Here is a 14229-nt window from a genome sequence, read left to right as displayed (position 1 = left end):
ATGGCAATTCGCCCGGTCAACGCCCTTTCTCACTATACCGACTGGACGGTTGGCCACGTTCACGCTGGCGCGCTCGGCTGGGTCGCGATGATCACTTTCGGCTCGCTCTATACGCTGGTTCCCGCAGTCTGGAAGCGCGAGCGGATGTATTCGGCGGTTCTGGTCGAGGTGCACTTCTGGCTCGCGCTGGCCGGGACGCTCATCTACGTCTTCGCAATGTGGAATTCCGGCATTATCCAGGGCCTCATGTGGCGCACCTATTCCCCTGACAACACGCTCGTCTATTCCTTCGTGGATACGCTGCTGGCAATGTATCCGTACTATATCGCGCGCGCCTTCGGCGGCCTTCTCTTCCTCATCGGAGCGATCGTCGCGGCCTATAACATCTGGATGACCGTGCGTAGCCCCGCCACCGCGGCGCTTCCCCTCGATGAGGATCTGCCCGTCGACGAGCGGCCGATCGGTGGCGCAACCCCCACGCCTGCGGAGTAGCCGATGCCGGAACTGATGCACAGGAAACTGGAACGCTCCGCAACGGGCTTCATGCTGGCCATCATCGCCGCCGCCAGCGTCGGCGGCATCGTCGAGATCGCCCCGCTCTTCACCATCGACGATACGGTCGAGACCGTTTCGGATATGCGGCTCTATACGCCGCTGGAACTGGCCGGACGGGACATCTACGTGCGCGAGGGGTGTTATGCCTGCCATTCGCAGATGATCCGCACCCTGCGCGACGAAGTGGAACGCTACGGCCCCTATTCGCTGGCCGTCGAATCCCAGTACGACCATCCAATGCTGTGGGGATCGAAGCGCACCGGCCCTGACCTTGCCCGCATCGGCGGCAAATATTCGGATTTCTGGCACGTCGCCCATTTGAACAATCCGCGCGACGTGGTGCCGGAATCCAACATGCCCTCCTACCGTTGGCTGGGAACGGCCCCGCTGAAGCTCGCCGACCTGCCGCTCGCACTTCGCGCGCAGCGCGCCGTAGGCGTGCCCTATACTGACGAGATGATCGAGAACGCCGCGCGCGACGCCTATGGCCAGGCCATACCCGACAGCGACCAGTCGTCGGGCGTGACGGAGCGATACGGCGAGGCGACGCAGGTCTCGGCCTTCGACGGCGTGACGACCAACGTGACGGAGATGGACGCGCTCGTCGCCTATCTCCAGGTGCTTGGCCAGCTCACCCGCGCGGCCTACGAGAACACCGCCGCACCCGAACAGATGCCCGACCCGGACAATTGAGGTGACGAGATGGCGTTGACCCATGAGACACTGCTCGAAGGCTCGAAGATGTGGGGACTCTTCTACCTGATCGGTTTTTCGATCTGCGTGCTGATCTACACCTTCCTGCCCTCCAACCGGGAGCGCTTTGAACGGGCTGAGCGGGATATCTTCGACGAGGACGATGCCCCATGGAAGTAAAAGAGGTCGACCCCGTCAGCGGCCGCAAGACGACCGGCCATATCTGGAACGGCATCCGGGAACTCGACACGCCCATCCCGCGCGGCGTGCTGCTCTTCCTGATCGTCACGCACATCTTTGCCGTCCTCTGGTGGGTGCTGATGCCCACCTGGCCGCTCGGCAGGACCTACACCAAGGGCGTTCTCGGCGAGAACCAGAAGACCACCGTAGAAGCATCGATCAAGGAGGGTGCAGGCGCGCGGACGCCGTGGACCTCTCACATCGAGAACCTGTCCTTTGACGAGATCCGCGCCGACGAGCGGCTGATGGAAACGGTGCGCGCCAACGGCCACCAGCTCTTCGGCGACAATTGCGCCGCCTGCCACGGCCGGGATGGAAAGGGTCGAGAGAACTATCCCGATCTCACAGACGACGACTGGATTTGGGGCGGCGGGCCTGAGGCCGTCGCCCAGACCCTGACGGTGGGCGTCAATTCGCGTCACACAGAAAGTCGCGTCGGCCAGATGCCCGCCTTCGGGCGCGACGAGATGCTCGACGCCAAGCAGGTCGTGGACGTTGCCACCTATGTCAGTTCGCTAAGCGACCCCGCCGTTTCCACCGCCGAGAACGTCGACCAGATCGACCGTGGGCGCGAGGTCTTCCAGACGACCTGCGTCGCCTGCCATGGCGAGAACGCCAAGGGCAATCCAGAACTCGGCGCGCCCAACCTCACGGACAACAGGTGGATCTATGGCGGCAGTCTGCAGCGGATCATCGCGACCATCCACGGCGGTCGGCAGGGCCATATGCCGACCTGGGACGAGCGGCTGACGCCGGTCGAGATCAAGGTTCTGGCGCTCTATGTCGACGATCTCGGGAAGAGGACACCATAAATGATGAATGCTGCGCCCGCCCCCGCAAGACGGCTTCATCTCCTCTGGATTTTGACAGCGGCGGCGATGATCGTATTCGTGGGCGCCAATGCCCATCTCGTCTACGTCGCCGTATCCAGCGAGCCGGGATGCATAGCGCATCTGAAAGACAAGAGCGGAACGCCGGGCGGATATCGCGCGGCCAAGTCCGCATGCTGACGGGGAGACGGTGAGATGGTCGCAAGGCAACAGGCACCCGAACTCATATCCGAGGTATCGGATATCGAGGAGACGCGCAACGAGCGCTGGAAGCGCCACCTTTCCGCACGGGCGCCCGTGCAGTGGCTCGCCAGCGGTTGGCGTGACCTGTGGAGGAACCCCATGCCGAGCCTCCTCTACGGTCTCGCCGTCTTCCTCGCCTCGATCGTCTTCATTGTCTACATGTTCGATACCGGACGGGATTATTTCTTATTCCCGGCACTGGCAGGCTTTCTGATCGTCGGCCCGCTCGTCGCGGCCGGCCTCTATCTCAAGAGCCGCGACCTGGAGGCCGGCGTACGGCCGACGCTGCGCTCCATGCTCGCCGTGCAGCCGATGGCAGGCGCGCAGGTATTTTTTACCGGCATGCTGCTGGCCATGCTGATGCTCCTGTGGATGCGCGCGGCCGTTCTGGTCTATGCGCTGTTCTTCGGCGTCCGCCCCTTCCCCGGGCTCGACCACATCGCCGAGATGCTCTTCACCACACCGACCGGTTGGGCAATGCTGATCGTCGGCAGCCTGATCGGCGCGCTCTTTGCCGGGTTCGCCTTCGCTGTCAGCGTCTTCTCCATTCCCATGCTGCTCGACCGGCGGATCGACGCCTTAACGGCGATGGGCGTCAGCACGGCGCTGGTGTGGAACAACCTCGCCCCGATGCTGGCCTGGGGCGCTATCGTGCTCGGTCTGTTCCTCCTCTCTGTCGCGACCGGGCTTCTCGGCCTGATCGTGGTCTTCCCCTGGCTCGGGCACGCCACCTGGCACGCCTACAAAGAGATGCGGTAGCCGCCATGTCCTGCTGTTCGGCCGAGATCGGACTGGATATCTCGCTGTCGCGCACCGGCTGCTCCGCCGACGAAATGGCGATTGCGAGTAGGGATCTCGGCAACGGCCTACGGCAGAGCGTGTTCTCGATCCCCGCCATGCATTGCGCTGCCTGCATCGGCGCGGTGGAGGCCGCCCTGGTCGAGGTTCCCGGCGTGGAGCGCGCGCGCGCCAACCTCTCGCTGCGCCGCGTCACGATCGACTGGAGGCGACACCGAAAAACCGCGCCGGACCTTCTCGGAGCACTGGCGGCCATCGGATACCAGGCCCACCTTCCGACAGCCGAGATCGACGGCGAGGATAAGGTTCTTGCCGGACTGGTGCGTGCGCTCGCCGTCGCCGGCTTCTGTTCCATGAACATCATGCTTTTGTCCGTTTCCGTCTGGGCGGGTGCGGACGCAGCGACACGGCAGACGTTCCATGCGGTCTCGGCCTTGCTTGCGCTGCCGGCGGTTTTCTATTCCGGCGCTGGCTTTTATCGCTCCGCCTGGCAGGCGCTTTCTCATCGCCGAACCAATATGGACGTACCGATATCGGTCGGCATCCTCCTCACTTTCGCGCTCAGTCTCTACGACACCATCATTGACGCTCCCCATGCATATTTCGAGGCCGCCACGTCGCTGATTTTCGTTCTCCTGATCGGCCGCGTGCTCGACCATGCAATGCGACGGAAGGCGCGCTCCGCCATCGCTGCTCTAACGCGGCTCATACCGCGCGGCGCGAGCGTAGTGCAGCCTAATGGTCGGTTGGACTACGTGGAGCTGGCAGAAATTAAGGCCGGAATGCGCCTCGCCATTGCGACCGGTGAGCGTGTGCCGACCGACGGTGTGGTTGAGGACGGTAGCGCCGAGCTCGACGCCGCCCCCATCACCGGCGAGAGCCTTTGGCGCAGCGTCCGCGCCGGAGAGAGCGTGCGCGCGGGCGAACTGAACCTTGGAAACCCCTTCGTGCTTCGCGCCACCGCCGCCCCGGCGGATTCCACCGTCGCCGAGATGACGCGAATGATCGAGGCGGCCGAGAACGGCCGCTCGCGCTTCCGCCGGCTCGCCGACCGCGCCGCCGGCCTTTACGCTCCAGTCGTCCACAGCCTCGCCGCCCTCGCCTTTGTCGCCTGGTTCCTCGTGACAGGCAATCTGCATACCGCCCTCACCGTCTCCGTCGCCGTTCTCATTATCACCTGCCCCTGCGCACTCGGGCTCGCCGTCCCCATAGTCCAGGTCGTGCTCGCCCGCCGCCTCTTCGAGCGCGGTGTGATGGCGACCGACGGCTCCGCTTTCGAACGCCTGTGTGAGATCGACACCGTCGTCTTCGACAAGACGGGAACGCTGACGACCGGGACGCCGCGCTTGGCCAACCTCGCCGGGATCGCTCCCGAAGCGCTCGGGCTCGCCGCCGCGCTGGCGCGCAGTTCCAGCCATCCGGTGGCCTGCGCGATTGCCGCCGCGACTGTCTCCACGCACGCTCCGCCCGCCTTCGCCGCTATCCGGGAAGAGGCGGGGATGGGGCTGGAAGGTCGCCTCGGAGACGATCTTTACCGGCTTGGCCGGCCGGAATGGGCGCTATCGGCACAGGATACGTCGGCAACGACGGTGCTTTCGAAAAACGGTGAGGCTCTTGCGCATTTCCACTTCGGCGAGGATATCCGTCGCGGCGCGCGAGATCTTGTCCGCACGCTCAAGGACCGGGGCTTCGACGTCGTCCTGCTTTCCGGCGATGGTCTCGACGCCGTCGAGAAGATCGCCGGCGCACTTGGGATAGTCGACCGACGCGCCGGGCTCCTGCCCGCCGAGAAGGTTCGCGCCATAAAGGACATGCAGGCGGCCGGGCGGCGGGTCCTGATGATCGGCGACGGGATCAACGACGCACCGGCATTGCGCGCCGCGGACGCATCCATGGCGCCCACGTCCGCTAGCGACGTCGGCCGCAGCGCCGCGGATTTCGTTTTTCTCGGCAACGATCTTCGCGTGGTGACGGATGTGTTCGACAGCGTGGCGAGGGCGAACGGGCTTATCCGGCAGAATCTCGCTCTTGCTGCGGCCTATAACATCATCAGCCTGCCCGTTGCGTTTAGCGGACATGTGACGCCGCTCATCGCAGCCCTTGCGATGTCCTCGTCTTCCCTCATCGTGGTCGCCAATGCGCTGCGCCTCGCATGCACCCCGGAATCTAGCGCGGCGACAGCTACACTGACCGCGGAGGCGAGCGCATGACGGCCATGAGCGTTCTCGTTCCACTTTCGATCATCATGGGTATCGGTGGGCTGCTCGCGTTCCTGTGGTCTCTGCGTACCCGTCAATATGAGGATCTGGATGGAGCGGCCGTCAGGATTCTGCTCGACAGCGACGATGACGATGCAACTGACCCGCGGCAACCTGTGACAAAGGATGGAGAACAAGATGGCAAACGAAGACCGTCCTGAGCTTGAAGAGAGCAACGAGCACATTGTCGTTGATCCGTCTGATGCCGTAACCGGTCTAGGTTTTGTGCTCGGCGTAGTCGGTGCGGCAGTGGGTGTTATAGCCGCTATCGTCGTGTCACCCCAAATCCATGCCGCGACGCTACTTTACTGCGTGATTGGCGGCCTTGCGGGTGGTTCTGCTGGCATTGTGACGGGGGGCATGATTGGAGCAGTCTTCTCCGTAGCGCGCGGAACGCCGCGATGAAGCGCTTTTGAGCTTCTACATTGATCGTGCTCGCCAAATATCCGTATATTGAGCCCGCTTTGGAGAGAGGTACTCGGAAATCTCAACTTTCATCGCTCTTCGGCTGATGCGTCGCTTTTCATCTCGCGGATACGTTCGTAGAGCGTCTCAGTCCGAATTACCCACAACCGCCCCCCAAAACCACGGCTGCAGCATCTCCTTACCTTAGGCCTGTTCTGAACGCGTCACTCGCCGCGTTAAGGCATCCGAGTGGTGTAGGAGATGCCACAAATGCGCGCTGACCGAAATACGCGTCATGTTTATGTCGGTGAACCGGCGGCCCGTGTAGTTATGGCCACTGCGGTCTCCAACTCCTGAGGACTGAATGGTTTCGATAACAGACGCGCCTCCGCGGGAAGGCCATCAGGTAAATCCGTCTGGCCAGTTGCTATGATCAGACCGATACGCGGCGACATCTCTCGCGCCGTTCTGGCAAGTTTCGCTCCGTTCATCCCCGGCAAGCCAAGATCCGTCACGAGCACATCAATTGTCTGCTGCCCCATCAATCTGACAGCGTCCTCGCCGCTGCCCGCCTCGACGACGTCAAGCCCAGCGGAGGTGAGTATCTCGACCATATCCATTCGGATCAGCGCGTCATCTTCGACGACGAGAACCTTAATAGCTGGCGCTGGATGGCTTTCCGCCAAGGCCGCGACCTCCGCTTGCGGCTGAATCACCTCCTGCTGCTTCTGATTTCCCAGCACCTGGCGGAGTTTTCGCGCCAGCGCTTCACGCGTGTATGGCTTAGATAAAAGTTCAACACCAGGATCAAGACGACCATGATGAACGATGGAATTTTCGGTGTATCCGGAGGTAAACAGCACGGCGAGATCGGGAAGTCGCTGCTTCGCTTTTCTTGCGAGTTCCGGGCTCGTCAAGCTTCCCGGCATGACCACGTCAGTGAACAGTAAGTCAATGGAAATTCCACTTTCGATAATCGCCAGCGCGCTCTGAGCCTCGGATGCTTTGAGGACGCGATACCCGAGATCAGCAATGAGATCGATTGCGATGTCGCGAACGTTATCATCGTCTTCTACGACAAGCACCGTCTCTGTCCCCCCGACTGCCGGGCCGAAATCTTGCCGCACCTCCACATCTTCGGATGCGGAATCGCGCGGCAAGTAGAGCTTCACCGTCGTGCCCTGCCCGACTTCGCTGTAGATCTTCACATGACCGTTGGACTGCTTGACGAAGCCATAAACCATTGAGAGGCCGAGCCCGGTACCCTTTGCTTCGCCCTTGGTTGAGAAGAACGGTTCGAATACCTGTTCAATGATTTCGGGCGGCATTCCTGAGCCGGTATCCGTGACGGCCACCATCACGTATTGGCCGGGCGTCACTTCAACATGACTGCTCGCATATACCTCGTCCAGGAAGGCGTTCCCCACCTCGATCGTCAACTTGCCTGGTTCAGGCATAGCATCGCGGGCATTGATCGCGAGATTAAGGACCGCGTTTTCGAGCTGCGTCGGATCGACGCTGGTGTTCCATAGGCCGCCGGACACGATCGTCTCCACCTCGATCATTTCGCCGATAGACCGCCGCAGGAGATCGTCCATGCCGGTGAGAAGTTTGCCGAGATGGACGACCTTAGGCTCCAACGGCTGCCTGCGGGCGAAGGCCAGCAACTGGCTCGATAGCTTGGCACCGCGGTTCACGCCTGCGAGCGCGTTGGCGATCCTGCGCTCCGCCTTCTCGTTGCCAATGACATCTTTCGCAAGCAGATTGAGATTTCCAGCGACGACCTGGAGAAGATTGTTGAAGTCGTGAGCTACGCCCCCGGTGAGCTTACCAATCGTCTCCATTTTTTGCGACTGCTGCAAAGCTTTCTGCATCTCGAACAGTTGCGCGGTTCTTTCCTGGACTCTTGACTCGAGATAGGCCGCATTATCCGCCAGCGAAGCTTCTGCCTTCTTCTGATCATCGATATCGGTGTTGGTGCCGATCCAGTGAACGACCCCGCCGCTTGCGCCAAGGACGGGCACGGCGCGCGCGATATGCCACCGGTAGATGCCATCATGGCGACGCAAGCGAAACTCGGTCTCGTAGGTACCGGGCAATTTTCTTGCGGTGTCCCATGCGTCCGTTGCGGCACCGATATCATCCGGATGGACCATGCCGGCCCAGCCAACTCCGCTGAGTTCCGTTGTCGTCAAGCCACTGTATGCAAGGACTCGGTCGTTAAACCAGTCGAGTAGTCCGTCAGCGCCGGCGGTCCAGACATGATTGGGCATCGACTGCGAGAGGGTGCGAAAGCGCTCCTCGCTCTGCCGCGTCCGTTCCTCAGCGGCCTTGCGCGTCGTGATATCAAGGAACAGCACGGCAAAGCGCTCGGGGCTGACCTTGCGAGCATGGGCCTCATACCAGCGGTTCCCGAGCGCGGGCACAAGCACTTCCAGCTGGCGCGCCGATCCAGTTTCGACGACGTCGCCATAGGCTGCGATCAATTCGGGCTGTATGCCAGGGATTGCCTCGGTGATCGGTTTGCCGATCGTCTCCGCGGCTATAAGGCCCGTCTGCCGTTCGAATGCCGGATTGATGTCGACGAAAACGAAGTCGACGATCTTGCCGGCATCGTTGCGCACGACTTCGCCCGTGAAGAACCCTTCATGCATCTGTTCGAACAGTCCTCGCCAACGTTCTTCACTTTGCTGAAGCGTGACCTCCGCCTGCTTGCGGGCGGTGATGTCGAAAACGATGCCGACGAAACGTCGTTTGCCGGTCCGCTCGCTGGACACGACCTGTCCACGCCGTGCAATCCAGCAAATGTCACCGGTGGCTTCGTCGACCCGACGATATTCCGCGTATTCGAGCGGGTTGGCCTGGCCGAGGCGTGCGGGGCCGGAGACATTGCGATCGTCAGGATGAAGTAGACTGACAAGGAGCGTGTCGGTCACATTCGTTTCAGGTCCCAGCCCCCAGATCTTCCTATATTCATCGGACACATCGAGTTCCCCCGTCTCCGGGTACCACTCGAACGTGCCAACGCCACCTGCGTCCTGTGCGATCGCCAGTCGCTGTTCTATCCGAACGCGGTGAGTTGTCTCCTTGAGGATCGCCAGTACGCCGAGCGGTACGCCATCGGCGTCGCGAAGGGGGCTGAAATCGAGATTGAGCCAGACATCTTGGAGTTCACCGTTTCGTTCAATAACGGCGTGCCGGTCGCGGAATGACAAGGTGCGACCACCGAGCACAATTTTGAGCACGCGCGTGTTAAAGTCAGCTAGCTCCGGCCACGCTTCGGAAATCGGACGGCCTAGAAGATCCGAATGCCGCTGTCCGGCGAAATCCGCATAACACTCGTTATACAGCATCACGCCATCGCGTCCCCATAAGACTGCCATCGGGACGCCAGCGCTCAAAACCACATTGAGGGCCTGTTCCAGAACCGGCGGCCACTCTATCCTCGGCCCGACGGCCGTGAAACTCCAGTCGACCTTGTCGACGTAGGTTGCAAAACCGGTAGCTTTCGGGCTGATCCGTCTTTTTGTTAGGTCGTTCATAGGCCTGGCATCCTTTCGAGCCCGGCACATAGCAGATTTGGCCGGATATGCGAATTTGGAAATCGCTGGGCCGAAACATGCTGGGCCATACTGGTCGAGACCGGATCAATTCTGTCTTCGGAGGAATCTCGACGGTGGCACGGACCTCAGGCACCCCGTCGCATTGCCTTGAGAATGACCATGTAACGTCAACGGAAGGATGTCGTCGTAGCTTCGCGGGCCGGCGGCTGCCGCGAGGAGCTGAGTGATATCGCACACATCACGAAAGCGAACTCGCCCCCACCGGCTGGGAAGTCGATATCTTCGGCTTGAAGCACCGCTTTTTGTTGCATCGGAAGCGCGGGGCAGATGCGCATCCGACGGAACATTCTCACGCAGAGACGCTTATCGTTGGCGCCTACAAAATGGAGAAGATCATGTCGACTCGACCGGACACCCTTGAAGACCTCGTGGTTGTCATCGCCGGCGCCTCGAGTGGCTTTGGCCGAGGGGCTGCTATTAAACTTGCAGCCCAAGGGGCTAACGTGGTGCTTGCTGCCCGTCGCAAGAACGTTCTCGATGACATCGTCCGGGAAATCAAAGCTGTTGGCGGCGCGGCAACAGCCGTCGAAGCCGATGTTAGCGACGCTCACCAGGTGGGAGAGATCGGCAAGGCTGCCGTCGATAGGTTCGGCCGCATCGATGTGTGGGTGAACAATGTCGGCGTCGGGGCCATCGGGTTCTTCTGGGACATCCCGATCGACGACCACTCCCGTCTGATCGATGTTAACTTGAAAGGCCTTGTTTACGGTGCGCATGTGGCTCTACGTCAGTTCCGTAGTCAGGGCCACGGAACCCTCATTAACACGGGGTCGATTGACAGCGAAGTACCGCTGGGGCTGCAGAACACCTACGCAGCCACCAAGGCCGGGGTTCTCAGCCTAAGCCGATCCTTGAACGAAGAGCTGAGGCTGGCCGGGGAGCATGATATTAAGGTCGGAACCATAATGCCTTGGGCGGTCGATACTCCTTGGTGGACGCATGCAGCAAACTATACTGGACACGAGCCGCGCATGGCGCTGATGGATGATCCGGAGATCGTCATCGATGCGATTGTCGCAGCATGCCTAAATCCGAAGGAAGAACAGCCGGTCGGTTGGAAGGCAAAGGCCTCCAACATATCGCATCATCTGATGCCCGACCTCACCGAGCGAATGTCTGCCGATATTGCGAAAAAGGAGTCCGACAGGGCGTCGCCGCGCGCGCCGAACCAGGGTGCGATTTTTCAGCCGATGCAGGATGGCCTCGAAGTCAACGGAGGCATTCGCGAGCGCATGCGCCGGGAAGACGCCAAGTAACGCATTGCTACCTCGGTTGGAATCTTCTCTTCGGGTCTGGGCGCGCGAGATTTCGGTCACTGTTGAAAAGGCGTCATCGCTGATCGACTGCTCAGACATCACGCGGGCTCAATAAGACGCTCGACATCTCATGTCATGGCAAGTCGCAGGGTAAGAGATCATAAATCGCGGGCGCTGATTCCAGAGTGACCCAGCGTGTGCCTTCTTGTAACCGATGCGATATACCGTTCGCATATAGGCTTCGTTCAGCGGGTCTGACATGGAATAGGGCACCTGCTGATCGATCGCCGCAATATCGAGATCGATGCCCGTTCTTCGTGCGAAATTGTAAAGTGCGATCAAGCCTTGCTTCGTCTGCGATTTGAGGAGGATAGCATATGCTCGAGCGATAATCGGCAGCGCCTTTCCAGGTGACATCGAAAATTCCGGGATGAGCGCATTGTTAATGATGACATAGATGTGCAGGTTCTCTTCGCCGGTATGGTCTGGTGCGACAATCAAATGTTCGGGCAAAGTGAAAAACTGCGCCGAGCTGCCGCCGTCCGAGTGCATTTCCTCGATGACCTTGCCGTCAACCATCGTGTTGATCGAAACAGGCGGAAAGATGCCTGGGACGCTCGCCGAAGCGATCAATATCTGGCGAACAAGAGCGAGTGCCTCCGGCCTTCCGCTGTTGGCGATCGCTCCTATATTCCAGACGACCGCACGCTGTGTGTCGAGGTTCGTGGTCATCACGAGAAGTCGGCGGCCTGCACGGTGTTCTAGAGCGATCCTTCTCAAAATCTCGGGCGTGACGTTTTCTTCGACCATCTCACGGAGTGCGTCTCCATGAAGAAGGCTCGCGGAGAAAACACCAAGCCCTGTCCAGTTGATGTCAACCAGTCTGCGGGCTTGGTCGGAAAGATAAAAGCTTCGTAGTCGCTGGTCGTATTCGGAGCCAAGAAACGCAAATGGCGCGATGAGTGCTCCAGTGCTCACGCCGGTTACCACCTGGAACGTTGGTCGGGTACCAAGTTCGCTCCAGGCGGATAGAATTCCGACCGCGAAAGCTCCGCCAGCGCCACCGCCCGATATGGCCAGCATCGCCGGTTTGCCCTTGCCGGTGACCGGCCGCCATAGGTCGTGAGCGTATTTCGGAGGTCGCGGGTCATCGACATGTGCTCGTATGTTTTCGAAGCCGAGGATCTGTGCTCGGGCGGCTTCCGATGCGGAATAGGGCGGGCGGGGTGCTGCACACCCGCTCATGACGAGCGAAACGAGGACACAACGAGCGATCTCGCCTGACCAACCCCTGATAAGCAATGGCACCCGACGCGTTATCATGCCTCAGCGCCGCCGTGCCGCGGAAGCCGCGTTGCCGCGATAACGGCTCCGGCAACCGCCACAGCTACCGCGGTCCCGATCCATAGGCTGTAGAGCGCATATCCCAGTATAAACCCACTCAGGACAGGTGCGATGATATCCGCCACCGCGACCAGGGACTGCGCTGCACCCAGAACCACGCCCTGCCGTTCGGAAGGAACATTGATAGACAGCGCCGCGAGGTAAGTCGGCTTTGCAAGGGCATCGCCAGTGCTGACACACAAAACAGCAACAAGAAGCACGGGTATGCTGCTTGCGAAACCAGCGGTGAGGAAGCCCACCGAGATCAGGAGGAAAATCAGGAGAATCAGATTGCGTTCGGTGAGATGTTTGCCAAGCCAACTGAGGAGGAAGAGCTGGGCAAAGACGTTGACGGCGCCGTCCGTCATAATGAGATAGCTCAGTTCCTTTGCGCCGAACGCATGTTCGTTCCACACAAACGTCTCGCCCAGGAATACCGGCATTTGCGAGATGTACGTTCCATAGGCAAAGAAGTGGCAGAGCATGACGATGACGAGAGCACGCACGACAGGTGACGAGAGGATTGCGCGAAACGAAATTTTTCGCTCCTGAGGTTTTGCCGTCCTAGACTTCATCGGCCGGCCGCCGTACAGGCTAAGAGATGTAACGACGATAGAGGTGGCCACCAGTCCCAGCGCGGCAAGGACAGGCGCCGTCAACGACGTGTCGGACAGGACACCTGAAAGCCCTGCGCCGACAATGCCGCCCAGACCCGCACCCCCCATCAGGATGCCCATGGCCCGCCTGCGGTTTCCGACATCGGTATGATCAGCAATATAGGCCGCGGTGACAGAGATGTTGCCCGCTGTCAGCCCGAACAGCGCACGAGCGATGAGGATGAACGCTACACTCGGTGCGACTGCGAGGAGCAAAAGGCTGAGCGCTGCAACGAATTGGCTCGTCAGCAGGACGTGCTTGCGGCCGAAGCGATCCGAGAGCTGCCCAAGCGCTGGAGCAGAGGCAAACTGGCCAACCGCCTCGGCGGCGATGACAATTCCAAGAACAAGGGGCGAGCCACCCATCGCGCGGATATGAAAGGGCAGGACGGGCAGGACCGCAGCGGTGCCTGCAGCGTGGGTACAGACGATTGCGAAGACTGGAAGGATGATGCGCCAGTCGAGCGGTTTTGCCGAAGCAGTTTCAGATGGCAGTCCGCTGGTCATAGTCCGCCCCTCCCGTATTGCGTCCCGCATGACGGCAGGCCTACGCGGTCGAGATAGGTTTCGAGTCCCGCCGTTCCCACTGCATTAAGGATCAGAATCGCCGCCACATATCCGTCAGGCCGGATCAGTACGCACTCATCAGGCGCTAACCCGTAGGCGTCGCGGACACAACCGAATGCATCGATGACGTCCCCCCGCTGACCGGTACGATGGATATGCAGTCCCCGTCGGGATGCGACACTCTGTTGTCCGTTCACGAGCAGCGTCCAATGCGGCCCGATGAACAACCGGAAGAGCCGCGAAGGCTGTCCCCCTGCACCCTTTATGGGCGCGTCCGGTGCGCGATCGCCCGCCTGCACACCGCTGTTGCGGCTTGCGGCGCGTAACGCGAGAGGCGATTGCGAATATCCGATGTCGAGCTGCTGCACCTCGCGCCCGCGACGAATTTCGCCATGCGTTCCCGCTTCGAGCAGTCGACTTGACAGACCCAGAACCTCCTCCGCCACAGGACGGCGCTCGGCCTCGTAGGTGTCGAGAAGTTCATCGCCGGCTCCACAAAGCGCGGCCGCGAGCTTCCAGCCGAGATTGTAGGCATCTTGAACGCTTGTATTGAGACCCTGGCCGCCGGTGGGCGGATGGATATGAGCAGCGTCGCCCACCAAGAATACGCGATCGACCCTGTATCTATCGGCTAGTCGGGCGTTCATAGCGTAGGCCGATGCCCAACTGACGTCGTGGACCTTCACCTCGTTGCGGCCCGTCCGCTCGACGATCAGCTTTTC

General features: G+C 60.8%; 14 protein-coding genes. 10 read left to right on the top strand and 4 right to left on the bottom strand.

What is annotated here, in order from left to right; all coding sequences use genetic code 11:
• From J2Y63_RS34740 to J2Y63_RS34700, 9 genes are all read left to right on the top strand, one after another.
• Positions 1-492, top strand: a 492-nt coding sequence (locus J2Y63_RS34740) for a cbb3-type cytochrome c oxidase subunit I (protein WP_435269746.1), incomplete at its 5' end; no start/stop codon positions are given.
• Positions 493-495: 3 nt separating this feature from the next.
• Positions 496-1248: a cytochrome-c oxidase, cbb3-type subunit II gene (ccoO, locus tag J2Y63_RS34735; protein ID WP_435269745.1), complete on the top strand. Its 753-nt coding sequence runs from the start codon at positions 496-498 to the stop codon at positions 1246-1248.
• Between the two features lie 9 nt (positions 1249-1257).
• Positions 1258-1428 (top strand): cbb3-type cytochrome c oxidase subunit 3, encoded by a 171-nt coding sequence (locus tag J2Y63_RS34730; protein ID WP_312414975.1) that lies wholly within the window; start codon positions 1258-1260, stop codon positions 1426-1428.
• Positions 1419-2300 carry a cytochrome-c oxidase, cbb3-type subunit III gene (gene ccoP, locus J2Y63_RS34725; RefSeq protein WP_435269744.1) on the top strand — a complete coding sequence of 294 codons (882 nt, stop codon included), beginning with the start codon at positions 1419-1421 and terminating at the stop codon, positions 2298-2300. The genes J2Y63_RS34730 and ccoP overlap by 10 nt, the downstream gene beginning before the upstream one ends.
• A complete protein-coding gene (locus J2Y63_RS34720; protein WP_435269743.1) occupies positions 2301-2498 on the top strand; it encodes a hypothetical protein in 198 nt (65 codons plus the stop codon).
• Between the two features lie 15 nt (positions 2499-2513).
• The gene (locus J2Y63_RS34715; RefSeq protein WP_435269742.1) at positions 2514-3320 is read left to right on the top strand and encodes a DUF2189 domain-containing protein; all 807 of its coding nucleotides are present in this window, start codon (positions 2514-2516) and stop codon (positions 3318-3320) included.
• A gap of 5 nt (positions 3321-3325) precedes the next feature.
• Complete coding sequence (locus J2Y63_RS34710; RefSeq protein WP_435269741.1) at positions 3326-5569, top strand: heavy metal translocating P-type ATPase; 2244 nt, start codon at positions 3326-3328, stop codon at positions 5567-5569.
• Complete coding sequence (ccoS, locus tag J2Y63_RS34705) at positions 5566-5778, top strand: cbb3-type cytochrome oxidase assembly protein CcoS (RefSeq protein WP_435269740.1); 213 nt, start codon at positions 5566-5568, stop codon at positions 5776-5778. The genes J2Y63_RS34710 and ccoS overlap by 4 nt, the downstream gene beginning before the upstream one ends.
• The gene (locus tag J2Y63_RS34700; protein WP_306040684.1) at positions 5756-6022 is read left to right on the top strand and encodes a hypothetical protein; all 267 of its coding nucleotides are present in this window, start codon (positions 5756-5758) and stop codon (positions 6020-6022) included. The genes ccoS and J2Y63_RS34700 overlap by 23 nt, the downstream gene beginning before the upstream one ends.
• A 299-nt stretch (positions 6023-6321) precedes the next feature.
• Here the strand turns inward: J2Y63_RS34700 and J2Y63_RS34695 are convergent, their stop codons facing one another.
• On the bottom strand, positions 6322-9564 hold the full coding sequence (locus J2Y63_RS34695; RefSeq protein ID WP_435269739.1) for a PAS domain S-box protein: 3243 nt from the start codon (positions 9562-9564) through the stop codon (positions 6322-6324).
• A gap of 416 nt (positions 9565-9980) precedes the next feature.
• Here J2Y63_RS34695 and J2Y63_RS34690 point away from each other — a divergent pair, with 416 nt between their 5' ends.
• Positions 9981-10901: an SDR family NAD(P)-dependent oxidoreductase gene (locus tag J2Y63_RS34690; RefSeq protein WP_435269738.1), complete on the top strand. Its 921-nt coding sequence runs from the start codon at positions 9981-9983 to the stop codon at positions 10899-10901.
• Positions 10902-11009: 108 nt separating this feature from the next.
• Here J2Y63_RS34690 and J2Y63_RS34685 read toward each other — a convergent pair whose 3' ends face one another.
• The 3 genes from J2Y63_RS34685 to J2Y63_RS34675 all read right to left on the bottom strand — a co-directional run.
• A complete protein-coding gene (locus J2Y63_RS34685; protein WP_435269737.1) occupies positions 11010-11984 on the bottom strand; it encodes a patatin-like phospholipase family protein in 975 nt (324 codons plus the stop codon).
• 236 nt (positions 11985-12220) lie between these two features.
• On the bottom strand, positions 12221-13447 hold the full coding sequence (locus J2Y63_RS34680; protein ID WP_435269736.1) for an MFS transporter: 1227 nt from the start codon (positions 13445-13447) through the stop codon (positions 12221-12223).
• Positions 13444-14229 (bottom strand): FAD-dependent monooxygenase (locus J2Y63_RS34675; protein WP_435269735.1); only part of this gene is annotated, 786 nt, incomplete at its 5' end. The genes J2Y63_RS34680 and J2Y63_RS34675, both read right to left, overlap by 4 nt.

Source organism: Shinella sp. BE166 (assembly GCF_051201095.1).
In the GTDB taxonomy this organism is placed as follows: Bacteria; Pseudomonadota; Alphaproteobacteria; order Rhizobiales; family Rhizobiaceae; genus Shinella; species Shinella lacus.
This window is presented reverse-complemented; position numbering and strand designations above follow the sequence as displayed.